Consider the following 23497-nt stretch of genomic DNA (forward strand, 5'->3'; position numbering starts at 1 on the left):
TGTCGGTGCCCCCTCAGGCCCCTGGACGCGGCAGGCAGGAGTCTTGGCGTGGATCAGTTAAGGACCGATGACCCGATGCGTGCGGACTTCACGCTGAGCGAAGATCCGGTTGCGCTGTTCGCCGCCTGGATGAAGGAGGCCGAGGCCGCCGAGCCCGAAGATCCGAACGCGATGGCGCTCGCCACCGCCGGGTCCGACGGGCTGCCGGACGTGCGCATGGTGCTGCTCAAGGACTTCGATGCGCGCGGCTTCGTGTTCTACACCAACACCCAGTCGACCAAGGGCGAGGAATTGACTCAGAATCCCCAGGCCGCGCTTGTGCTGCACTGGAAGAGCCTGCGCCGGCAGGTGCGGGCCCGGGGCCCGATCGAACCGGTGACGCCGGAGGAGGCGGACGCCTATTTCCAGAGCCGCCGCCGCGAGAGCCGGCTCGGCGCCATCGCCAGCCAGCAATCGCGCCCGCTTGCCGACCGCGACACCTTGATGAGCGCCGTGGCGGCGTTGTCGGAGCACTACGGGGACGGTCCGATCCCGCGGCCGGCGCACTGGACCGGCTTCCGCATCGCGCCGGTGAGCATCGAGTTCTGGCAGAACGGCGATTTCCGCCTGCACGACCGGGTCCGCTTCACCCGGACGGGTGAGGGCTGGAGCCGCGCGCGGCTGTATCCGTAGCCGCGTCATCCCGGGGCCGCGGACCGGAGCCCGGGATCCAGGCCCGCCGACGCGGGACGGCTCGGCACCGACAGAGGCTCTGGATTGCCCGCCTTCGGCCCTGCCCCTCCGGATTCGGGCTCGTCGGCGGCGCCCCGGAACGACGGCGCTGACCAGACCCGTTAGGTCTGGCGGTCGTGGCAAAATCTGGCGGTCGTGGCAAAAGAAGACACTCGTGCCCCGGGCAGCACGTTGCGCGCCGGGCGGGGGCTGGATTGCTTCGCTCCGCTGGCAAAGTCGGCCAACGGCGATCGGTCTGAACGCAAAAGAGCCCCGGCAGGGCCGGGGCTCTCGCTTCGCGTGGAGCGGTGCGACGAGGCTCAGGCCTCCTCGCCGTCCTTCTTCTCGCCGTCCTCGGCGGCCTCTTCGGCCTTGTCATCGGCAGCCTCGGCCGACTGCGCCTCGGCGATTGCGGCCTCCTCGGCCTCCACCTCGGCGCCCAGCACGGTCGGCGGCACAATGTTGGCCACCGGGTCGGTCGGCGCGCCGGTATGGGTGCCGGCCGGGATCTTGATGTCGGAGACGTGGATCACGTCGCCGATCTGGCGGCCGGTCAGGTCGACCTCGATGGCGTCCGGAATCTGGTCCGGGGCGACGTCGAGGGTCAGCGTGTGGGCCACGATGTTGAGGGTGCCGCCGAGCTTCTTGATGCCGGGAGCCGCGTCCTCGTTGACGAAGTGCACCGGCACCTCGACCGTGACGGTCTGACCCGAGACGACGCGCAGGAAGTCGACGTGCAGCGGCACGCCGCTGACCGGGTCGAGCTGGAAGTCGCGCGGGATCGCGCGAACCTTCGTGCCGCCGGCGTTGATCTCGAACAGCGTGGTCTTGAAACCGCCGGCGTAGATCAGGGTGCGGGTGCGGATGAGGTCGACCGCGATGGATTGCGGCGGCTGGCCGCCCCCGTAGATGACGGCGGGAACTTGGCCCTGGCGACGAACGGCCCGGGCGGCCCCCTTGCCGACCCGGTCGCGTGCCACGGCCTCAAGCGTCTTCACAGCGCTCATGGCGTGATCCTTTACGATTGCTGGAGCCGGAACGCGAAAAAGCCGCCCGATGCGGACGGCTCACGACCTTCCCGGCGCGCCCCTGCCTCCAAGGGTGTCTCGGGGGCGCGCGGTGCGCATACACGGACGGGGGTAGATTGGCAATGTCGAGGCTCCATGGACCGATGGCGGGCCGGCCGCCCGGCCTTCCTCACATGCCGGACAGCGCCCGCCGTGCCCGGCGCTTCTGCAGCCACAGGGTCAGGACGAGCGCCGTGCCGATCACCAGGGCCGAGACGGCCGTGGTGACCGTACCGAGCGCGTAGATCTCCGGCGTCGTGACCGTGGTGGTCAGCCCCTGCAGTTCCAGCGGCAGGGTGTTGCGGCCGCCGATCGCCTGGCTGGTGCGGGCGAGCTCGTCGAACGACAGGGTGAAGCCGAACAGCGCCACGCCGACGAGGGCCGGTGCGAGGATCGGCACGACCACGTGCCGGAGCGTCTGCGGGCCGCTGGCGCCGAGGTCGCGGGCGGCCTCCTCGTAGGCCGGGTCGAACCGGTTGAACACCGCGAACATGATCAGCAGGCCGAAGGGCAGCGTCCAGGTGAGGTGCGCCCCCAGCGCCGAGGTGTAGAGGCCCATCAGCGTGCCGTGGTCCTGCAGGACCCCCCAGCCGGTGGCGGCGGCCAGCGCCTTGACGGCGTCGTCGAGGAGCCGGAACTCCAGGCCGATGCCCAGCGAGACCACGATCGAGGGCACGATCAGGCTCGACACCGCCAGGGCGAAGACGAGGCCGGCCCCGCGAAACCCCTTCCGGAAGGCGAGGCCCGCGTAGAACGCGATTCCCACGGTGAGCGCCATGACCACGAGGCCGAGGGCCAGGGAGCGCCGCAGCGCCGCCCAGATGTCGACCACGCCGACGCCTTCCCACAGCTTGGCGAACCAGTGGGTCGAGACGCCGTTCATCGGGAAGGTCAGGCCACCGGACGGGCCCTGGAAGCTGAGCGCCAGGATCGTCAGCGTCGGCCCGTACAGGAACAGGACGTAGAGGGCGAAGATCGCCGCCAGCAGGTAGAAGGCGCGTCCGCGGGGCTGGTCCATCGCTACAGCTCCCGCCGGAGATCGATCATCCGGGTGAGCCCCAGGATCATCAGCAGCACGGCGGCGAGCAGCACCACGGCGTTGGCGGCGGCGGCCGGGAATTGCAGGTAGGACATCTGCACCTGGATGACCTTGCCGACGCTGGCGATCTGCTGCCCGCCCATGACGCCGACGGTGACGAAGTCGCCCATCACCAGGGTTGTCACGAAGATCGTCCCGATGGCGATGCCGGGCTTGGCCAGCGGCAGGATCACGTTCCACAGGATCTGCGCGCCGGACGCGCCGCCGTCGCGCGCCGCCTCGACCAGCCGCCGGTCGATCCGCGCGAGGCTGTTGAAGATCGGCACGATCATGAAAACCGTGTCGAGGTGCACGAAGGCCAGGACCACCGCGAAGTCGGAGTAGAGCAGACCGTCGATCGGCGCACGGATCAGCCCGAGGGTGCGGAGCGTGTCGTTGACGAGGCCGTTGCGGCCGAGCAGCGGGATCCACGAGATCATGCGGATCACGTTCGAGGTCCAGAACGGGATCGTGCAGAGCAGGAACAGGCCCATCCGCACCGTGCCCGAGCGGATGTGGAAGGCCAGGAAGTAGGCGATGGCGAAGCCGAGCGGCAGGGTGATCGCCAGCGTCAGCACGACGAACTTCACCGTGGAGAGGTAGGTGCGCACCGTCGTGCAGAGGTCGGCCGACAGGCAGCCGTCGAAGACGTCGGCGTAGTTCTGCAGGGTCAGCGCCGGGATGATCTCGTACTCGTTGTACTCCCAGAGCGAGACGATCCCGGTGAGCACCAGCGGCACCACGAGGAAGACGAGGAAGACAAGGGCCAGCGGCGCGGCCTGGAGGTAGGCGAGGGCGCGGCGGGGCTGAAAGGGCGCGACGCGACTCTCCTCCCCCTTGTGGGGAGGAGCCGGAGGTGGGGGTGGTGCAGGATCGAGCGGTGCGGTGCCGTCTGCACCACCCCCACCCCTGCCCCTCCCCACAGGGGGGAGGGGAAAGGTGAGCCCGCTCACGCCGCGATGAACTCGTTCCACTTGCGCACCATGTAGGTGTTCTCGTCCATTACGGCGTTCCAGCAGGCGACCGCGCCCATCCGCGCCTCGAAGGAGCCGCCGTCGCGGGTGGCGCCGGCCTTCTCGATCAGGGTGCCGTCGGGGCCGAGGATGTCCTTCTCGGCCGGCTTGCCCTCCATCCAGAAAGCCCACTCGTAGGGCTGCATGTTCGCTTGGGCGGTCTCCATCACCGCCGAGTAGTAGCCCTGCCGGTTGAGGTAGGCCCCGGCCCAGCCGGATAGGAACCAGTTGATGAAGTCGTAGGCCGCGTCGAGCTTCCGGCCGCTCAGGGTCTTGGGGATGCCGAAACCCGAGGCCCAGGCCCGGTAGCCCTCCTTCAGCGGTTGGTAGGTGCAGGGCACGCCCTGCGCGCGGACCTTGGTGACGGCGGGCGACCACATCGACTGGATCACCGTCTCGCCCGAGGCCATCAGGTTCACGGATTCGTTGAAGTCCTGCCAGAAGGCGCGGAACTGGCCGGCGCGCTTGGCCTCGATCAGCACCTTGATGGTGCGATCGATCTCGGGCTTCGTCATGTTGCCCTTATCGCCGTAGGTGTAGTCACCGGTCGCCTCCACCACCATGGCGGCGTCCATGATGCCGATCGACGGGATGTTGAGGATCGAGGCCTTGCCCTTGAAGGCCGGGTTCAGGAGCTCCTTCCAGCTCGTGACGGGCACCTTGATCAGGTCCGGCCGGATGCCCAGCGTGTCGGCGTTGTAGACCGTGGGGATCAGCGAGATCCACTGAGTCTGTTCGCCGGCAAATTTCTTAGACTCCTGGCCTTCCAGGTAGAAGACCTTCTTGGGCGCGGTGCCCTGGTCGCCGATCTTCTTGCCCGCCACCTCGCCCTTGGTGAAAACGGAAGAAATCTTGTCGGCGAGGTTGATCCGCTTGGCGTCCATGCCCTGCAGGTTGCCCGAGGGCAGGATCTTCTTGAGGCTGAAATACTCGGTGTCGATCAGGTCGAAGGAGTTCGGCTGGGTGACCGCGCGCTTGGTCACCTCGTCGGTGACCACCGGGATGTACTCGATGGTCAGGCCCAGATCCTCCTTTACCTTCTTGGCGATGTCGGCGGACTGGTTCACCGCGGTGCCGAGGTAGCGCAGGGTCACGGGCTCGGCGGCGTGGACGGCCGGAAAGCCGGTCACCGGCGTCGCGGCCAGCGCGGCGGCCCCCTTCAGGAGCGTGCGTCGGCTCGGCGTCGAGGGCAGGTCCATGATCGTCTCCGTTACGCATCAAGGGGGTGGGCGGCGGACGCGTCCCAGCCGACCGGGATCATGTCGCCGAGGCGAAGCGGGCGGGCAGCGAAGTCCACGTCGCTGAGGATCGCCGTGAGGGCAGACGGGTTCTCGGGGATGCGCTCCAGCCCGTCGGCATCGAGGCCGACATGAACGCTGGTGCCCTGGTACTCGACCGCCACCACCCGGGCCGACAGCGCGGCGGGGCCGGCCCCGCCGCCGAGCCGCATCCGGTCCGCCCGCACGGCGACGAGCCCTCGGTCCAGGCGGATGACGTTGTGCCCGCCGATGAAGCGCGCGACGAAGGCGGTGGCCGGGCGCTCGAACACGGTGCGCGGGTCGGCGGCCTGTTCGATCCGGCCGGCATTCATCACCACGACGAGGTCGGAGAGCGCCATCGCCTCCTCCTGGCTGTGGGTGACGTGGATGAAGGTGAGCCCCAGCTCGGTCTGGATCCGCTTCAGCTCGACCCGCATCCGCACCCGCAGGAACGGGTCGAGGGCGGAGAGCGGCTCGTCGAGCAGCAGCACCTTCGGGCCGGTGACGAGGGCGCGGGCGAGCGCCACGCGCTGCTGCTGGCCGCCTGAGAGCTGCGCCGGCAGGCGCCCGGCGAGGTGGCCCATCTGGACGAGGTCGAGCATCGCCATCGCCTTGGCGCGGCGCTCCGCCTTGCCGATTCCGCGCATCTTGAGGCTGAAGGCGACGTTGTCGCGCGCGTCGAGATGCGGGAACAGCGCGTAGCTCTGGAACATCATGGCGGTACCGCGCTCGGCCGGGGCCGCGTCGCCCACCGCCTTGGGGCCGATCACGACGTCGCCGGCGCTCGCGCGCTCGTGGCCGCCGATCATCCGGAGCGTCGTGGTCTTGCCGCAGCCGGAGGGGCCGAGCAGGCAGCAATAGGCGCCGGACGGCACCTTCAGGTCGATGCCATCGACCGCAATGGCCGTGCCGTAGCGCTTGGTCAGGCCGATCAGCTCGACGTCCATGCGGTGCTCCCCCCGGAGGCTGCAGGCAAGCGGCGGGCCAGCGTGACCGTCAGGCCTCCCGCCGCTCGGCCGGGTCGACCGCCCGGTCGAGCACCCGCCCGCGGCCCGGCTCGGACAGGACCCGGCCGTCCTCGGCGATGACCTGCCCGCCCGCGATGGTCACCACCGGCCAGCCGGTGACCTCGAAGCCTTCCCACGGCGTGTAGTCGGAGCCGTGGTGCAGGTTCGCCTGGCGGATGGTCTCGCGCTTGTTGGGGTCCCACAGGGTCAGGTCGGCATCGAAGCCCGGGGCGATCGAGCCTTTGCGCGGGTAGAGGCCGTACAGCTTGGCGTGGTTCGTGGCGGTCAGCGCGGCGAACTGGTTGAGGCTGATCCGCCTCTTCGAGACGCCTTCCGAGAAGAACACCGGCAGCCGCGTCTCGATGCCGGGGATGCCGTTCGGGATCCAGCGGAAGGAGGTCTTGCCCCGCGGGTTCAGCTTGCCCTGCGGGTCGTCGTAGCGGAACGGGCAATGGTCGGAGCTGACCACGTCGAAGATCCCGCGCCGGATCCCTGACCAGACCGCCTCCTGGCTCTCGACGTCCCGCGTCGGCGGCGAGCAGACGTACTTCGCCCCCGCCATCGGGTCATCGTGGCCAAGCCCCTTCATGTCCTCGGCCGTCAGCGTCAGGTATTGCGGGCAGGTCTCGGCCCGGATCTTCAGGCCCCGTCCTTGAGCCCAGGCGATCTGCTCGGTGGCCTCGCGGCCCGAGACGTGGACGATCACGATCGGCAGGTCGATCAGCTCGGCGTGGCTGATCGCCCGGTGGGCCGCCTCCCGCTCGACGATCTCGGGGCGCGACAGGGCGTGGCCGTAGGGTTTGGTCTCGCCCGCCCGCTCCAGCCGCTCGCTGAGATAGCGGATCGCGTCGTAGCCCTCGGCGTGGACCATGACCCGGGCGCCCTGCCGCCGCGCGACGTGGAACACGTCGAGGAGCTGGCGGTCGTTCAGGACGAGGTCGTCGTAGGTCATGAAGACCTTGAACGAGGTGTAGCCGTCGGCGACCAAAGCCGGCAGCTCCTGGCCGAGCACCGCCTCGGTCGGGTCCGAGATGATCATGTGGATCGCCACATCGACGTGGCACTGACCCTCGGCCTTGGCCCGGTAGGCGTCGACGGCGCCGCGCAGGGAGGCGCCCCGCGGCTGGAGCGCGAAGGGCATCACGCAGGTGTTGCCGCCGGCCGCCGCCGCCCGGGTGGCGCTGGCGAAGTCGTCGGCCATGACGATGCCGGGGCCGGAATCCTGGGCGATGTGGACGTGGCTGTCGATGCCGCCGGGCAGGACCAGCAGGCCGGAAGCGTCGATTACCCGGGCGGCGTCGGCGATGCCCTCCGCCACCGCGACGATCCGGCCGCCGCGCACGCCGATATCGGCCCGGACCGTGTCGCTCGCCGTGACCACCGTGCCGCCCCGGATGGCAAGGTCGAATTCGGGCATGCCGCTCACTCCTCCGCGCCAACGGGCGCGCCGGGCCGATGCAGGGTCCGCGCCGATTCGGGCGGACGGGGTCGGCACGGCAGGAGGTCACAGGCGGCCGTTCGGGTCCAGCGGGCCGGGAGCGGCACGGCCTGACGCACGCGGTTCCAGCCGAATCCTTCGGCCGTCGTCGCTCTCCCGTCATCACGAGCGCAGCGAAGTGACCCAGGGTCGCGCGACGCGGGAAAGCGGAGCGCTACCCTGGATTGCTTCGCTCCGCTCGCAAGGACGATTGTCTCGCGGGGGGCCGTGCCGAACCCCGGCCGACAGGCCGCTGGATGAGCTGCCCGGACGCCTCATCCGAGGATCCGGCGCGCAGGCTCGACGGCGCCGCCGCGTGGAACTGCCGCCAGACGCGGCGCATGTGCCGGGCGGAGCCGAAGCCGGCCCGTTCGGCGACCTGCTCCAGGCCGAGGTCACTCTGGGCGATCAGATCCCGGGCCAGCGCCACGCGGGACCGGTTGATCGCGTCCGTCACGGTCATGCCGGCGTGGAGCCGGAACAGCCGCGCGAGGTTGCGCGGGCTCGCGCCCACGACCCGGCCGAGCAGCGCCGGCGACCAGTCCCGGGCCGGGTCGGCGGCGATCGCGTCCTGGGCCCGATGCACCGCCGGGTGCAGGTGGCTGCGCCCCTCGAGCCAGGGCGAGAGCTGGGGATCGTCGGGCCCGCGCCGCATGTACACGACGAGCGTCCGCGCGACGGCGACCGCCGTCGCCGGTCCCGCCCACTCCGCCACGAGGTGCAGCATCAGGTCGATGCCGGCCGTGACGCCGGCGCTGCTGAACCGGTCGCGGTCCTGGACGAACAGGCGGTTCTCGAGGAGCCGGGCCCGGGGCGCCGCCGCCATCAGCCGGTCGCAGCTGGCATGGTGGGTGGTGCAGGCGTAGCCGTCGAGGAGCCCGGCCCGCGCCGCCAGCAGGGCGCCCTCGCAGACGGTCGCGACGGTGTGGCCCGGCCGGATGAGGGCGCGCAGCCACGCGACGATCTCGGCCTCCGCGTCGGCGTCGGCTGCCGAGTCGGGCGCGTCGCCGAGCACCTGCGTCGCGGAGCCCGGCAGGAGCACAATTGTCCCGTCGGCTACCGTATCCGGCAGAGGTCCGGCACCGCCCAGGTCGAGCCCAATCGAGCAGCGGGTGAGCGCCCGCGGCGCCGCGTACGCCACCGCGAAGCCGACCCGGTCCTGGACGGTGCCGGCGATCCGCAGCACCTCCAGCGGGCCGGCGAGGTCGAGCAGCAGCGCGCGCGGCGGCAGGACCACGAGGACCGGGATGTGCCGCGCCGTCCCGCTCATGCGGCGACCGGCAGGTCTGGGCCGGCCAGCGCTTGGTCCACGGTGGCGATCCGGGCGAAGCGGTCGGTCAGCACCAGCTCGGTCCGGGCCTTGATGTCGTCCGCGCCGAAGCGGCGGCCGTCCGGGTGGATCATGGCGAAGGTCAGGGTGGCTTCCGTCACGTAGTCGACCTGCCAGCCGCTGTCGGAGGCGTGGCGGGCCGTGGTCTCGCAGCACTGCTCGGTCCGGATGCCCGACACGATCAGCCGGCGAGTGCCGTGCTGCGTCAGCCAGCCGGACAGGCCGGTCTCGACCAGGGCGCTGTGCCGGCGCTTGTGGAAGGTGGCCGTCGGCGCGATCACGATCGGTTCGAGGGTGCGGACATGGCCGGAAGCGATGGCGAACGGTCCGCTCTCGGCGACGTGGAAGACCTGCAGAACCGGGATCTGCCGCGCGGCGGCGCCGTCGATGAGTGCCTGCAGACGCTGGGTGAAGGGCGGGACATCGGCGTCGTTCCAGAAGGGCCTTTGCCGGAAGGATTCCTGGACATCGATGACCAGCAGCGCAACATCGGACATTTCGTGTTTCCCGCTCAGTAAAGCGAGCCGCAGCATTCACCGGTTGGACGCTGCGGGAAAGAAACCGCACCGCCAACCAGCGGACATATCCGGCCAATCTCCGACGCGCAGGAGCCGCCCATGACGGGACATCCCAAGACGATCTTCGTGCTGACCGGGGCCGGCGTCTCGGCCGAGAGCGGGCTCGGCACGTTCTGGGATCGCGGCGGCCTCTGGGCGCGGTTCGACCCGATGAAGCTCGCCACCCCCGAGGCCTACGCGGCCGACCCCGACACGGTGCTCGATTTCTACGATCATCGCCGCCGCGGCGTGGTCGCGGCCGAACCGAACGCCGCGCATCGCGCCCTGGCGCGGGCCGAGGCGCGGATCGCCGCGCGGGGCGGGCGGCTGTTTCTGTGCACGCAGAACGTCGACGACCTCCACGAGCGGGCCGGCTCGCGGGCGGTCACCCACATGCACGGCGAGTTGCTCAAGGCCCGCTGCTGCGCCTGCGGCGCCGTCACGCCGTGGCGCGCCGACCTGAGCCGAGCGGACAATTGCCCCGCCTGCGGCGCACCGGGCCGGATGCGGCCGGACGTGGTCTGGTTCGGCGAGATGCCGATGCATCTCGACGCGATCGAGGCGGCGCTGGCCGCAGCCGACCTGTTCGTGGCCGTGGGCACGTCGGGGGCGGTCTACCCGGCGGCGGGCTACGTGCGGCAAGCCCAATCTCTCGGCATCCCGACCTGCGAGATCAACCTCGAACCGTCGGACAACGCCGATGCCTTCGACGAGGCGCGCTACGGGCCGGCGAGCGAGGCGCTGCCGCGCTATCTGGCCGATCTTGGTCTGTGACGAGCCAAACTCCGGCAAGTCTCTGAAAGGACTGGATTTCTGATCCAGGTTTCAGCTGTCGCGGACGCGCGACAGCGTTTTGAGGCCCGCGAATCACGTCCGTGCGAGCTGTCAAGAACTGGTCGGGCAGTTGCCCACGGGTTACAACAGTCAAGCTCGGGATCGGCGTCGCGGCCTACCCGAGCGTTCGTTGAAGCCACAAGGGGAAGCAACTACCCATGCAGCACTTCACCGTAACCGACCGCGAGCGTGACACCGTCCTGGCGGCGCTGCGCTATTACCAGTTCTACCGGATGCAGGGGCATCCGTTCGATCCCCGACAGGATCACCTGATCGACACCATCGCCGGCCGGGCCGGCGATGCGCTGGACCTCGCCGAGATCGACGATCTCTGCGCCGGCCTGAACGGCAACCCGCACGCGCTCGGCGCCGCGGCCGCCTGAGCCCTCTCCGGGGCGGCCGATGCCGTCCCCGACTGCCCCGCGGCCGGTCCAGGGATGAGGCCGGAGGACGGGCCGCCTCCGAGATGAGCGGGTCACCGCCGCCGGAGCCGCGCTATCCTCACCGGGGCCGGGCATCTGCCCGATCGACACCCCGCCGACGCGCATTCGGGATCTCCCACGGCGCGTCGGCCCGACGGGCGGATCCGCACGACGGGCCCCCCGAAAGGCCGGTTTCGCGCGGCGTCGAAACGTGGCCTAACGGATGCGCGACGGCCGCAGGGCCGCGCCTTCCGGGAGCGCCGAGGCCGATGATGCGGACGGGTTCGCGACGGATCCGCCGCGGCGTGCTGCGGGGCGCCGGCCTCCTGCTCCTCGGGCTCGCGCCCGCCAAAGCCGAGCCCGTCAAGGCCGCGCCCGAGAGCGTCGCCACCGCGCTCATCGTCTCCGTGGACGTCTCGCAATCCGTCGACGACGCGCGCTTCCGGCTGCAGATGGAGGGCATCGCCGAGGCTCTGGAGGATCCGTCGGTCCTCGGCGCGATCACCGGCAATCCGGGCGGGATCCTGTTCGCGATGGTGACCTGGGCGGACCGGGCGGACCTCGCGGTCGGCTGGCGGCGGATCGCCGGCCGGGCCGACGCGGCCGCCGTCGCCGCGCTGGTCCGGGCCGCCCCGCGTCAGGCGGGCGAGTTCACCTGCCTCGGCCAGATGTTCCGCACGGTGACCGCCGCCGTGCTCCCGGCGCTGCCGGTTCCGGCCGAGCGCGTGGTGATCGACGTCTCCGGCGACGGGATCGACAACTGCACCGACGCCGACAGCCTCGCGGAGACGCAGCGGACGCTGCTCGACACCGGCGCGACGGTCAACGGCCTGACGATCCTGGTGCCGGGCGAGAACGACGTGGTGGGGGCCGGGGCCTGCCGGGCGCTCGGCTACGGCCTGCTCCCGACGCCGCTGCCGCAGGAGCGCCCGAGCCTGGAGCAATGGTACCGCGCCCACGTCATCGGCGGCCCGGGCGCGTTCCTGCTGGCGGCCGCCGGCTACGGCGACTTTTCGCGGGCGCTGCGGCGGAAATTCGTGATCGAGATCAGCGCGCTGGGTCGGTAGGGGCTCTTGCCCCGGGCGTACGTCACGCGGATCGAATCGCGCTTGCGGCCGGCACTGAGCCCACTGCGAGGGGCCGGCGTGGACCTGACGAAGGCTCCCGGTGTCGCTTCTCCCCGTGATCACGAGCGAAGCGAAGTGACCCAGGGCAGCGCGATCTCGGAAAGCTTGGCGTGACCCTGGGTTGCCTCACTCCGCTCGCAAAGACGGTGGGATCGAAGCAGACAACCAAAAAGCGTATCAGCGCCTCACGGCGCCTTCTTCAACTGCTGCTCGGCGCGGGTGAGCGCCGCCTCGCACGCCTTCGCGTCGCCCTTCTGATCCGCCGTGCGCGCCTCTTCCAGGGCGACCTTCGCCTGCTGGGCGGCGTCCGCCCCCTGGCCGGCCTGGGCCGACTTCTCCGGGGGCGCCTGCGGCGACTCGTTTGCCCGCTGTCCCTCCGTCCCGGTGAGCCCCTCGCCGCCGCGCTTGGCGGCGTTGCCCTGGCCGCTGGTGTTGGCCGAGATCGACTGGCTCACCTCGGACTGGACGCGCTTCGACACGCTGTCGATCCGGTCGCCGCAGGGCGAGGCGAGGGCGGGAGCCGCCGTCAGGATCAGGGTCAGGCAGGCCGTCAAGGCGGGACGCATCATCGGGTCGGGTACTTTCCAAAAAGAAGGGGCCGCGGGTTCCCCCACGGCCCCAACGTCTCGCGACGGGTGACGGTTCAGGCGCTCAGCTGATCGCGGATCGGCAGCTGCCGGACCCGGCGGCCGGTGGCCGCGAAGATCGCGTTGGCGATCGCCGGTGCCACCGGCGGCACGCCGGGCTCGCCGACACCGCCGAGCGGCCCGTCATAGGAACCGGTCGGCACGAGGTGCACGCGGACCACCTTCGGGGCGGCGTCGATCCGGAGGACCTCGTAGCCGTCGAAGTTGTTCTGCACCGCGCGGCCCTGCTTGAAGGTGATCTCGGATGTGAGCGCCAGCCCCATCCCCATGACCACCGCACCCTCCATCTGCGAACGGATGCGCTCCGGGTTCACCTGCGGCCCGCAATCGACCGCGATGTCGATCGCCTTCACCTTCACCTGGCCCTTGTCGTCGACCTCCACCTCGGCCGCCACCGCCGTGTAGGTGACGAAGCTGTAGTGGCCGGCGACGCCGAGGCCGCTGCCCTTGGGCATCTGCCGCCCCCAGCCCGCGCCCTTGGCGACCGCCTCGATCACGCCGCGCAGGCGGCCGGTCTCGATCGGGTAGCGCTTGGGATCCTCGCCGTAGTTCCAGACGTCGCCGATCTCGGTCGGGCTGATCTTGCGATCGGGTCCGATGAGGTCGAGCAGGTACTCCTTCGGCTCGCGGCCGGCGGCGTGCGCCAGCTCCGACACGAAGGACTGGATCGCGAAGGCGTGCGGGATGTTCGACACCGAGCGGAACCAGCCGATCCGGACATGGGCGGCGGCCTCGGGGTTCTCCAGCCGCATGTTCGGGATGTTGAGCGGCGTGTTGACCAGTCCCATCCCGAGCTCGAACGGCAGCTCGTGCTTCGGGTCGGGCGCGAAGATCGAGCCGATCGTCGGCGCCACCGAGCGGTGCAGCCACGCCACCGGCATGCCCTTCTCGTCGAGGCCGGCCTCCAGATGCTCCACCGAGATCGTGTGATAGAAGCCGTGGTGGAGGTCGTCCTCGCGGGTCCAGGCGAGCTTCACCGGCGCGCCGCCAACGGCCTGCGAGCAGAGCGCCGCCTCGACCACGTAGTCGGGCTTGGACTTGCGTCCGAACCCGCCGCCGAGCAGCGTCACATTCACCTTGACCTTGTCGTCGGGCAGCTTGAGCGCCTTCATCAGGCGGTCGTTGGCCGCCTGCGGACCCTGCACGCAGGCCCAGGCCTCGCAGAACCCGTCCTTCACGCGGGCGACCGCCGCCGGGGGCTCCATCGGCGCCTGGGCGAGGTGGGGCACGAAGTACTCGGCCTGGACGCGCGTCTTGGCCTTCGCCAGGGCGCCGTCGACATCGCCCTGCGTGCGCACGACCTTGCCGGGCTTGCGGGCGGCGGCCTCCAGCTCCTTGCGGAACGCGTCGGTGTCGTAACCGGCGTTCGGGCCGTCGTCCCAGGTGATCTTGAGGGCGTCCCGCGCCTTCATGGCCGACCACGTGTTCTTGGCCACCACCGCCACGCCGCCGAGTGGCATGAACTCGGACGGGATCTCGCCGCCGTCGATCTTGAAGATCTTCACGACGCCCGCGACCTTCTTGGCCTCGCTGTCGTCGAACGACTTCACCTTGCCGCCGTAGACCGGCGGACGCGCGACGACCGCGTACAGCATCCCGTCGAGCTTGGTGTCGAGGCCGTAGATCGCCTTGCCGGTGGTGATGTCGAAGTTGTCGATCAGCCCGACCTTGCCGGTGCCGATGTAGCGGAAGTCCTTGGGGTCCTTCAGCTTGACGTCGGTGGGCACCGGCAGCTCGGCGGCCGCCTGGGCCACCGCGCCGTAGCTGAGGGTGCGGCCCGACTTGGCGTGGCTCAGCGTGTGGTTGACCGCCGTCACCTCGGAGGCCGGCACGCCCCACTGCTTGGCGGCGGCCTGGATCAGCATCAGCCGCGCGGCGGCGCCGGCGTGGCGGAAATGCTGGAAGAAGTGGCGGGTCGAGCGCGAGCCGTCCGTGTCCTGGTTGCCGAAGCGGGTCTCGTCGCCCCAGGCCTGGACCACCTTCACCTTCGACCAGTCGGCCTCCAGCTCGTCGGCGACCGTGAAGGCCACCGAGGTGCGGATGCCCTGGCCCATGTCGGAGCGGTGGTTGGTCACCGTGACGGTGCCGTCCGGCGCGATCGCGACGAAGACCTTCGGATCGTCGCGCCAGCCATGCGGCATGCCGTCGGCGCCGAATTTCTGCTCCTTCTGCTCCTGGGTCTGGGTCTCGTCGGCCCAGGCGGGGCGCAGCGAGAGGGCCAGCACCAGGGCGCCGGCGCCGCCGAGGATGCCGCGGCGGCTGACATTGTCGAGGGCCGGATTGGTGCCGGCGGCGCGCTCAGCGCTCAGCTTGGCGTCGTGGATCACAGGCGCTCTCCCTTGCTGGCGGGCGCGGTCTGGCCGGCGGCCTGATGGATCGCGGTGCGGATGCGCGGATAGGTGCCGCAGCGGCAGATGTTGCCGCTCATCGTGTCGTCGATGTCCTGGTCGGTGGGCTTGGGCGTGTCCTTCAGGAGGGCGGCGGCCTGCATGATCTGGCCGCACTGGCAGAAGCCGCACTGCGCGACGTTCTGGTCGCGCCACGCCACCTGCACGGGGTGGTTGCCGTCCGGCGACAGCCCCTCGATGGTGACGACCTCCTGGCCCTCGGCCGCCGAGACCGGGGTGATGCACGCACGGGTCGCCGCGCCGCCGAGATGGATGGTGCAGGCGCCGCAGAGCGAGACGCCGCAGCCGAACTTGGTGCCGGTGAGCCCGAGCTCGTCCCGCAGGTACCACAGCAGCGGCATGTCGGGGTCGCCGTCGAAGCTGCGCGCAGCCCCGTTCACGGTGAGTTTGATCATCGTTGCGTCCTGTCTGGCGGCGCCGGAGCGGCGTTCAGTCGGGTCCGAGCCGGGCCTGGGGCCGATGCCGGCTTTGCCGGCTCACGCGTGCCGATGCGGGGAAGATCGCCGGGCAAACGCTCAAGCTCAGAATAATAAATATTCTAAAGCAGGCCCCGTCCCGGGCGCAACGCACGGACGGGGAAGGTCATCCTCGCTTGGTTGCGCTCAGGTCATGCCGCGTGCGGCGGCGCACATGATGTGCGTGGCCGTGGGAACAGCTCGAGGTTGTGTCCACTCGGCCGGCGCGGCTCGTCTGGCCCTGCCACCGAGTGTTGCAGGATCAACCTGCCGATCAGAGGCCCGGATCCCATCCTGAGGGAGGAGCGATTTGGCGCCGCCGCGGGACCCCCGCCAGAGTTGCCCCGCGGCCAGTGACAAGGGTGCCGAACAGCCGGCGCGCGAGCCCGGCGCTCACCCGTCGAAGATCTTGTCGTCCCCGATCAGAAGGTCGCGTCCGTTCTTCGGCATGGGGAAGCCGTAGCCTCTCCCGGGCCTGTCGAACACCAAGATGCCCGCTTTGTGATAGGCGCTGGCATAAAGCGCGATGCCGATTTTCTGGAGCGTGAGGTGGAGCGCTTGGAAGGCGTCCACGCCAGCGCCAAAGCTCTCTTCCGGAGCGGTCGGCCATGAAATTGTATAGCGGCAGATCCACATCCCGTCGGCGTCTTCAGGCGCGTGCATCGTAACCTTGCACGCTTTGGGCTCGGGTCCGTCCTCTATCGAGAGAGATCGCTCTGCGATCACCATGGTTCGACCTCGAGAAGTCGCAAGGACTCATTCGGCTGATCTCGGAGACTTGCCTATGTGCCGCTCCGACTCAAGCGCGGAAACTGAATGTCTATTCGGCGAAAAAAGGCTCGAAAAATCGTATGGCTGTGTAAATCTTGGCGGCGGGAGCGCAGCATCAGTCTGAACTGTGAATCGGATTTATTCTGTGTCGGCGAGGCCGCCCGCCTACACGGTCACCTGCGTCCCGACCTCCACCACACGCCCGGTCGGAATCTGGAAGAAGTCAGTCGCATCGTTGGCGTTCTTGGCCAGCGTGATGAAAATCCGGTCCTGCCAGAGCGGCATGCCCGAATGGGCGGCCGGCCGGATCGAGCGGCGCGACAGGAAGAACGACGTCGCCATGATGTCGAACTTGAAGCCCTGGCGGCGCAGCAGAACCAGGGTCTTCGGGATGTTCGGCGTCTCCATGTAGCCGAACTTCATCACGACCTTGAAGAAATGCGGGCCCACCGGCTCGATCCGCACCTTGTCGGCCTCGTTGGATCGGGGCGTGTCCACCGTCTCGACGGTGAGGATCACGTTCTTCTCGTGCAGCACCTTGTTGTGCTTGAGGTTGTGCAGGAGCGCCGCCGGGGCGATCTCGGGGTCGCTCGTCAGGAACACCGCGGTGCCGCGGACATGGTGCGGCGGGCTCTTCTCCAGCATGCCGACCAGTTCCACGAGCGGCACGTCGGTCTTGCGCGTCTTGTTGAACAGGATCGTGACGCCGCGCACCCAGGTCCACATCAGGATGATCAGGCCGCCGGCGAGCAGCAGCGGCACGTAACCGCCCTCCACCACCTTGATCAGGTTGGAGAGCAGGAACAGGAATTCGAGGATGATGAAGGGCAGCATCACGGCGGCCGCCGCCACCGGCGACCAGCCCCACATCCGCCAGATCACCAGGAAGGTCATGGAGGCGGTGAGCAGCATCGTGCCGGTCACCGCGATGCCGTAGGCCGAGGCGAGCGACGAGGAAGTCTTGAACAGCACCGCCAGCAGCACGACGCCGATCATCAGCAGCCCGTTGATCTGCGGCAGGTAGATCTGGCCGGCATGCGACTCGGAGGTGTGGCGGATCTCCAGCCGTGGCAGCAGGCCGAGCTGGATTGCCTGCCGGGAGAGCGAGAACGCCCCGGTGATCACCGCCTGGCTCGCCACCACGGTCGCCAGCGTCGCCAGCACCACCATCGGCAGCAGGCCCCAGGCCGGGACCAACTGGAAGAACGGATCGGCGGTATCGGGCTTCTCCAGCACCAGGGCCGCCTGCCCGAGATAGTTGAGCGCGAGCGCCGGGAAGACGAGGCAGACCCAGGCGACCTGGATCGGCTTGCGGCCGAAATGCCCGAGATCGGCGAACAGGGCCTCGGCGCCCGTCACCGCCAGGAACACCGCGCCGAGCGCCACCAGCGCCCCGCTGCCGTGGCCGAGCAGGTAATGCACCGCGTACCAGGGGTTGATCGCCCGGAACACCTCCGGGTGCAGGCCGATATGCGGCAGCGCCGCGAGCGCCATGGCGACGAACCACACGACGGTCATCGGCCCGAAGAAGGCCGCGACCTTGGCGGTGCCACGGTTCTGCACGAGGAACAGGGCGACGATGATCGTCACGGTGATCGGCAGCACGTAGTCGTTCAAGGCCGGGGTGACGAGCTTCAGCCCCTCCACGGCCGAGAGCACCGAGATCGCCGGGGTGATCACCGCGTCGCCGTAGAACAGCGAGGCGCCGAGCAGCCCCAGCATGAACACGATGCGCGAGCCGCCGAGCGCCTTCCGGGCCAGCGCCATCAGCGAGAGGATGCCGCCCTCGCCGTTGTTGTCCATGCGCAGCAGGATCGCGACGTATTTCACCGTCACGATCATGAACAGCGCCCAGAGGATCAGCGAGACGGTGCCGATCACCTCCTCTGGCAGCAGGATGCCGTCGGTGCGGGCCGGGACCAGCGCTTCGCGGAACGCGTAGAGCGGGCTCGTGCCGATATCGCCGTAAACGACGCCCACGGAGCCGACCAGCAGCGTCCAGAAGCCGGCATGGCCGTGGCGCGTCTCGGCCTTCTCGGGGGCATCGAGCGTGCCGGAGGTGGCCGGCCCCTGGATGGAACCCTCGCCCTCGGCCGCCGGAGCGGCCTCGCGCGGGGCGTCGGGCGCCGCGGGCGCGGGCTGGGCTGCTACGCCGGGTGCGAAGGTTTGGCTCATGTGGATGTCGGAAGCTTGGGCGTGGCCGGCGCTTCGCGGTTCGGCTCAGGGGCCAGTCGGGGCCGGGCAGCAAACGCGAAGACTCCGCCGAACCGCGCGGGACGGCCACCGGGCCGACCTTTCACGGGATCGTGCCGCGTTGCTACCACGGCCGCGTGCAGGCGGAAACCGTGTGCAGATGCGAAGAGCGCGGAGCTGGGTCTCGGCGCGGTGGGCCCAGACCTGGCCGCTGTCCCGTCATCCCGGGGCCGCGGAGCGGAGCCCGGGATCCAGAGCCGCCGACGCGCTCAGACTTTGCACCGCCAGCGGTTCTGGATTGCCCGCCTCCGGCGTGCCTCTCCGGGTCCGAACTCGCCTGCGGCGCCCCGGAATGACGGTGCGGGAGACTGATCTTCCGGTCGGAGGAGACCCGCCCCGCGCCTCTTACTCGGCGGCGGTGCGCGTCCCGCCCTGCTGGCCGAATCGGCGCTCGATGTAGTCGATGACGATCGTCTCGAAATCCTTGGCCAGCGTCGGGCCGCGGAGCGTCATCGCCTTCTTGCCGTCGATGAAGACCGGCGCGGTCGGGGTCTCGCCGGTGCCGGGCAGCGAGATGCCGATGTCGGCGTGCTTCGATTCGCCCGGGCCGTTCACGATGCAGCCCATCACGGCGACGTTCAGCCCCTCCACGCCCGGATAGGTCTTCTTCCACTCCGGCATCGAGGTGACGATCCAGTTCTGGATGTCGCGGGCGAGCTCCTGGAAGGTCGTCGAGGTCGTGCGGCCGCAGCCCGGGCAGGCCGCCACCATCGGCACGAAGGTGCGGAACCCCATCGTCTGCAGGAGTTCCTGGCTGGCCTTCACCTCGACGCTCCGGTCGCCGCCCGGCTCGGGAGTCAGGGAGTAGCGGATCGTGTCGCCGATCCCCTCCTGGAGCAGCACGCCGATGGCGGCCGAGGCGGCGACGAGGCCCTTCGAGCCCATGCCGGCCTCGGTCAGGCCGAGATGGATCGCGTAGTCCGAGCGGCGCGCCACCTCGCGGTAGACCGCTATCAGGTCCTGCACCGCCGAGACCTTGGCCGAGAGGATGATCTTATTCTGCGGCAGGCCGAGTTCCACGGCCCGGTCGGCCGAGCCGATCGCCGAGCGGACCATCGCCTCGCGCATGACCGCGCGGGCATCGATCGGCCGCGGCAGCTTGGCGTTCTCGTCCATCAGGTGGGTGAGCAGCTCGCCGTCGAGGGAGCCCCAATTGGCGCCGATCCGCACGGTCTTGTTGTGCTTGATCGCCTGCTCGATGATCGACGAGAACTGCGTGTCCTTCTTGTCCTTGAAGCCGACGTTCCCGGGGTTGATCCGGTACTTGGCCAGCGCCTCGGCGCAGGCCGGGTGGTCGGCGAGCAGCTTGTGGCCGATGTAGTGGAAGTCGCCGACGAGCGGCACGTGGACGCCGATCCGGTCGAGGCGCTCGCGGATCTTCGGCACCGCGGCGGCCGCCTCGTCGCGGTCGACCGTGATGCGCACCAGCTCCGAGCCGACCCGGGCGAGCTGCGCGACCTGGGCCACCGTGGCGTCGATATCGGCCGTGTCGGTGTTGGTCATCGACTGGACGACGATCGGTGCGCCGCCGCCGACCGTGACCGCGCCGGCGCCCTCGCCGACCGTGACGCCAACCGTGCGGTGGCGCGGGGCGGGGCCTGCGATCTCCGGACCGCCGCCGGCCAGCGGGTTCTCGGCGGGGATTTCGGAACGGGTGGCTTCCATGACTTCCATCGTGGACCTTCGCGTGCGCGTCTCGCGGGCCGTGGGAGCCCTGAGGGGCTGCCGGACCGGTCCGGGGACGCGCCTCGCCGGAACTTCGGGGCTGCCTTTGGTTAGCTGCGGACGACCCGGCGCCGCGTCAAGCCGGCGCCGCGCAGGACAGCATCGCGCATGACAGCATCGCCGCTGTCATGTCGTATCCGGGCGCGGATGTCGAGTTTGCTCGGCACGCCGCCGGGTTTTCGTCGGCGTCTGTTGCCGATTCGCGCGGGGCCCGTCCGGGTCGCGCTTCGGGCCGCAACCCTGATGCGCAGTTGATGCTGCAGCGCAGCATCCCATCTTCGGTCCTGTTCGAGGAGGCCATCATGAGCGAGCATTCCGGCGAAGCTGCGCCGCAGAACCCCGCGACGGCCGTGCCCGAGGGTCCGGTCTCGGACGCGATCGAGGCCGTGTCCGCGCAGCCGACCGGTCAGGTTCTGTCCGGACCTCGGGCCGAGAAGCCGGTCTCCCTGGCGCTGCAGGGCGGGGGCGCCCACGGCGCGTTCACCTGGGGCGTGCTCGACGCCCTGATCGAGGACGGACGCCTTGCCTTCGAGGCGGTGACGGGGGCAAGCGCGGGTGCGATGAACGCCGTCGTTCTGGTGGACGGCTGGCTCAAGGGCGGCCCGGACGGCGCCCGCGACGGGCTGGAGCGATTCTGGCGCGAGGTCAGCCTCGACGGCGATCTCGGGCCGGCCCAGCGCAACGTCGTCAGCGGCCTGTTCAGCCTGTGGAAGGGCAATCCGGTGGCCGAGTTCTGGGCCAAGATGCTGTCGCCCAGCCCCTACGTGTCGAACCCGCTCAACATCAACCCGCTGCGCAAGGCGCTCGCCGAGCAGGTCGATTTCGACCGCCTGCGCGCAGCCGACACGGCGGGCCTGTTCGTCTCCGCCACCAACGTCTGGACCGGCAAGCTCGCGGTGTTCGAGCGCGAGCGCCTGACCGTCGACCACCTGATGGCGTCGGCCTGCCTGCCCACGGTCTTCCAGGCGGTGGAGATCGACGGCGTGCCGTACTGGGATGGCGGCTATCTCGGCAATCCACCCCTCTATCCGCTCCATCGCGGCGCCCGGACGCGCGACATCCTCCTCGTACAGATCAATCCCGTGGAGCGGCGTGAGACGCCGCGCACCGAGAGCGAGATCCGCGACCGGCTCAACGAGATCACCTTCAATGCCAACCTGATGCGGGAATTGCGGGCCATCGACTTCCTCGACGGGCTGATCGAGGAGGGGACCCTGGGCCAGGGGCAGTACCGCCGGGTCTTGGTCCACCGCATCGATGGCACCGACGCCCTGGAAGCGTACAACGCGGCGTCCAAGCTCGACGCGCGGTGGACCGTGTTCAAGCGCCTGCGCGACAAGGGCCGGGCCGCCGCGCAGGCCTGGCTCGCCGAGAATTACGAGCGGGTCGGCCGGGACTGCACCGTCGATCTGCAGCAGGCGTATCAGTAATGCCGCCCGAGTCACAGTTGTTGAGCGATTTTGGTGATTAAGACTTTTCCGTTTTAAAGACCGATGGTCGCAAATAAAGCAGTAGAAAATCAGTTTTGACGTTGATTTATGCGGCTGGATGCACGTTGATGGAGCGGATTTTTGCGATGACGGCTTGATTTTTACAGAGATCATCTACCTGATCCGCGCGAAATGGTTGCCCCGTCGGGCTCCATCGTGAGGGCGGGGCGGTTCATGGGCGTTCGATTGGCCGATCTCAGGATCAGCGTGAAGATTGCGCTGACCATGGCGGTAATGCTGGCGATCACGGTCGGCGTCTCGGTGATCTACCTCCGGAACGTCGGCCAGATCGAGGAAGCGGAGACCTGGACCGTCCACACCCACGAAGTCCTGTCCGAGATCGGCCGGATGACCACCGCGATGATCGACCGTGAAACCGGGTTGCGCGGCTACCTGATCTCCGCCGATCCCCGCTTCCTCGAGCCCGAGGCGGCGGGCCGGGCGACCTTCGCGGCGGCCTGGGCCGCGGCGCGAGACCTGACGGCGCGCAACGCGTCGCAGCAGGCGAGACTCGCGGACCTGAAGGTGCTGGCCGAGGAGTGGAGCCGCACCGTCGCGGATCGCGAGATCGCCCTGATGAAGGATCCGTCGACTCGGGACGAGGCGCGGCGCATCGAGAGTTCGGGGACTGGCAAGGCGGCAATGGACGGTCTGCGCGCGAAGGCGGCCGAGCTGACGAAGACCGAGCAGGATCTCCTCAAGATCCGCGCCGCGGGCTCGACGGCGGCCATCGCGTCGTCGCGCACCGCCAGCTTCGTCGGCCTCGGATTGATGGTGTTCGCGGCCCTTGCCGGGCTGGCGCTCCTGCAGGTGAGCATCGCCCGTCCGATCCACGCGATCACGGGGACGATGACCCGGCTGGCCGCGGACGAGCTTTCGGTGGCGGTCCCGGGCGTCGGGCGCGGCGACGAGATCGGCGCGATGGCCGATGCCGTGCAGGTCTTCCGGGACGGGCTCGCCCGGGCCAAGGTCCTGGAGTCGAAGGCGGCGGAGGCGCGGGACGCGCTGGACGCCCAACGCAAGGCGGCGATGCACGAGATGGCCGACGGCTTCGAGGCGGCGGTCGGCGGTGTCGTGCGCGCCGTCTCCGAGGCCGCAACCTCGCTGCAATCCACCGCCGAGACCATGAGCGTGGCCGCGACCGAGACCGCACGGCAATCGACCGCCGTGGCCTCGGCGGCCGAACAGGCGGCCTCGAACGTCAACACGGTGGCGGCGGCGGCCGAGGAACTCGGCGCCACGGTCGCGGAGATCGGCCGGCAGGTACAGAACTCGGCGGACTTCGCCGATGCGGCCGTCGCGGAGGCGGGAAAGTCCGCCGACCTCATGCAGACGCTGCGCGCGGGCGCCGCCCGGATCGGCGACGTGGTCGGCCTGATCTCGGGCATTGCGGCGCAGACCAACCTGCTGGCGCTCAATGCCACGATCGAGGCCGCGCGCGCCGGCGAGGCGGGCCGCGGCTTCGCGGTGGTGGCGAGCGAGGTCAAGGAGCTCGCGGGCCAGACGGCCAGAGCCACCGAGGAGGTCGCCAAGCAGATCGGCGAGATCCAGTCCTGGACCGGAGATGCGTCGGACGCGATCGCGGTCGTGGTTGGCCGCATCGGCGAGATCAGCGGGCAGGCCGGCGGGATCGCCGCGGCGGTCGAGCAGCAGGGCTCGGCGACCCAGGAGATCGTCCGGAATGTCGGGCAGGCGGCGCTCGGGACCGGAGAGGTCACGACCAGCATCGCGGGCGTGGCCCGCGCAGCCGAAGGCGCCGGCGCGGCCGCGGCGCAGGTCCTGGACTCGGCCTCGGGCCTCTCGACCCAGGCCCGGAAGCTCGACGCGGAGATGCGCCAGTTCCTCGACTCGATCCGGGCGGCCTGA

20 protein-coding genes are annotated in these 23497 nt (G+C 69.8%); 6 read left to right on the top strand and 14 right to left on the bottom strand.

Annotated features, from left to right (window positions below; translation table 11 throughout):
• Positions 1-75: 75 nt before the first annotated feature.
• On the top strand, positions 76-672 hold the full coding sequence (pdxH, locus tag AC3WSN_RS26230) for a pyridoxamine 5'-phosphate oxidase (RefSeq protein WP_492541980.1): 597 nt from the start codon (positions 76-78) through the stop codon (positions 670-672).
• Positions 673-1031: 359 nt separating this feature from the next.
• Here pdxH and AC3WSN_RS26235 read toward each other — a convergent pair whose 3' ends face one another.
• From AC3WSN_RS26235 to AC3WSN_RS26270, 8 genes are all read right to left on the bottom strand, one after another.
• Positions 1032-1718 carry a 50S ribosomal protein L25/general stress protein Ctc gene (locus tag AC3WSN_RS26235; protein ID WP_492541982.1) on the bottom strand — a complete coding sequence of 229 codons (687 nt, stop codon included), beginning with the start codon at positions 1716-1718 and terminating at the stop codon, positions 1032-1034.
• Between the two features lie 190 nt (positions 1719-1908).
• Entirely contained in the window at positions 1909-2796 is an 888-nt protein-coding gene (locus AC3WSN_RS26240) for an ABC transporter permease (protein WP_492541984.1), read from the bottom strand.
• A gap of 2 nt (positions 2797-2798) precedes the next feature.
• A complete protein-coding gene (locus AC3WSN_RS26245) occupies positions 2799-3809 on the bottom strand; it encodes an ABC transporter permease (protein WP_492541986.1) in 1011 nt (336 codons plus the stop codon).
• Positions 3806-5068, bottom strand: a complete 1263-nt coding sequence (locus AC3WSN_RS26250) for an ABC transporter substrate-binding protein (protein ID WP_492541988.1) — start codon at positions 5066-5068, stop codon at positions 3806-3808. The genes AC3WSN_RS26245 and AC3WSN_RS26250 overlap by 4 nt, the downstream gene beginning before the upstream one ends.
• An 11-nt stretch (positions 5069-5079) precedes the next feature.
• Positions 5080-6075 carry an ABC transporter ATP-binding protein gene (locus AC3WSN_RS26255; RefSeq protein ID WP_492541990.1) on the bottom strand — a complete coding sequence of 332 codons (996 nt, stop codon included), beginning with the start codon at positions 6073-6075 and terminating at the stop codon, positions 5080-5082.
• Positions 6076-6124: 49 nt separating this feature from the next.
• Complete coding sequence (hydA, locus tag AC3WSN_RS26260; protein WP_492541991.1) at positions 6125-7552, bottom strand: dihydropyrimidinase; 1428 nt, start codon at positions 7550-7552, stop codon at positions 6125-6127.
• Positions 7553-7787: 235 nt separating this feature from the next.
• Positions 7788-8882, bottom strand: a complete 1095-nt coding sequence (locus tag AC3WSN_RS26265) for a GlxA family transcriptional regulator (protein ID WP_492541993.1) — start codon at positions 8880-8882, stop codon at positions 7788-7790.
• Complete coding sequence (locus AC3WSN_RS26270) at positions 8879-9439, bottom strand: isochorismatase family protein (protein ID WP_492541995.1); 561 nt, start codon at positions 9437-9439, stop codon at positions 8879-8881. Before AC3WSN_RS26270 ends, AC3WSN_RS26265 begins: the two co-directional genes overlap by 4 nt.
• A 120-nt stretch (positions 9440-9559) precedes the next feature.
• On the opposite strand from AC3WSN_RS26270, the gene AC3WSN_RS26275 reads away from it, so the two are divergent.
• From AC3WSN_RS26275 to AC3WSN_RS26285, 3 genes are all read left to right on the top strand, one after another.
• Complete coding sequence (locus AC3WSN_RS26275) at positions 9560-10273, top strand: Sir2 family NAD-dependent protein deacetylase (RefSeq protein WP_492541997.1); 714 nt, start codon at positions 9560-9562, stop codon at positions 10271-10273.
• Positions 10274-10491: 218 nt separating this feature from the next.
• Positions 10492-10716, top strand: a complete 225-nt coding sequence (locus tag AC3WSN_RS26280) for a hypothetical protein (RefSeq protein ID WP_238194614.1) — start codon at positions 10492-10494, stop codon at positions 10714-10716.
• A gap of 311 nt (positions 10717-11027) precedes the next feature.
• Positions 11028-11822: a DUF1194 domain-containing protein gene (locus tag AC3WSN_RS26285; RefSeq protein WP_492543262.1), complete on the top strand. Its 795-nt coding sequence runs from the start codon at positions 11028-11030 to the stop codon at positions 11820-11822.
• 245 nt (positions 11823-12067) lie between these two features.
• On the opposite strand, the gene AC3WSN_RS26290 is transcribed toward AC3WSN_RS26285, so the two are convergent.
• From AC3WSN_RS26290 to ispG, 6 genes are all read right to left on the bottom strand, one after another.
• Entirely contained in the window at positions 12068-12451 is a 384-nt protein-coding gene (locus tag AC3WSN_RS26290) for a hypothetical protein (RefSeq protein ID WP_492542000.1), read from the bottom strand.
• Between the two features lie 74 nt (positions 12452-12525).
• Positions 12526-14856, bottom strand: a complete 2331-nt coding sequence (locus AC3WSN_RS26295) for a xanthine dehydrogenase family protein molybdopterin-binding subunit (protein ID WP_492542002.1) — start codon at positions 14854-14856, stop codon at positions 12526-12528.
• Positions 14853-15332, bottom strand: coding sequence for a (2Fe-2S)-binding protein (locus AC3WSN_RS26300; RefSeq protein ID WP_192706154.1), 480 nt, complete (start codon positions 15330-15332; stop codon positions 14853-14855). The genes AC3WSN_RS26295 and AC3WSN_RS26300 overlap by 4 nt, the downstream gene beginning before the upstream one ends.
• Positions 15333-15785: 453 nt before the next feature.
• Positions 15786-16121 (bottom strand): DUF6968 family protein, encoded by a 336-nt coding sequence (locus AC3WSN_RS26305; RefSeq protein ID WP_192706155.1) that lies wholly within the window; start codon positions 16119-16121, stop codon positions 15786-15788.
• Between the two features lie 207 nt (positions 16122-16328).
• Entirely contained in the window at positions 16329-18338 is a 2010-nt protein-coding gene (locus tag AC3WSN_RS26310; protein ID WP_192706156.1) for a potassium transporter Kup, read from the bottom strand.
• A gap of 423 nt (positions 18339-18761) precedes the next feature.
• Positions 18762-20090, bottom strand: coding sequence for a flavodoxin-dependent (E)-4-hydroxy-3-methylbut-2-enyl-diphosphate synthase (ispG, locus tag AC3WSN_RS26315; protein WP_192706157.1), 1329 nt, complete (start codon positions 20088-20090; stop codon positions 18762-18764).
• Positions 20091-20443: 353 nt separating this feature from the next.
• On the opposite strand from ispG, the gene AC3WSN_RS26320 reads away from it, so the two are divergent.
• Together AC3WSN_RS26320 and AC3WSN_RS26325 are read left to right on the top strand one after the other, a co-directional pair.
• Positions 20444-21571, top strand: a complete 1128-nt coding sequence (locus AC3WSN_RS26320) for a patatin-like phospholipase family protein (RefSeq protein ID WP_492542005.1) — start codon at positions 20444-20446, stop codon at positions 21569-21571.
• 234 nt (positions 21572-21805) lie between these two features.
• On the top strand, positions 21806-23497 hold the full coding sequence (locus tag AC3WSN_RS26325; RefSeq protein ID WP_492542007.1) for a methyl-accepting chemotaxis protein: 1692 nt from the start codon (positions 21806-21808) through the stop codon (positions 23495-23497).

Source organism: Methylobacterium sp. FW102-HT35C08, from assembly GCF_058790235.1.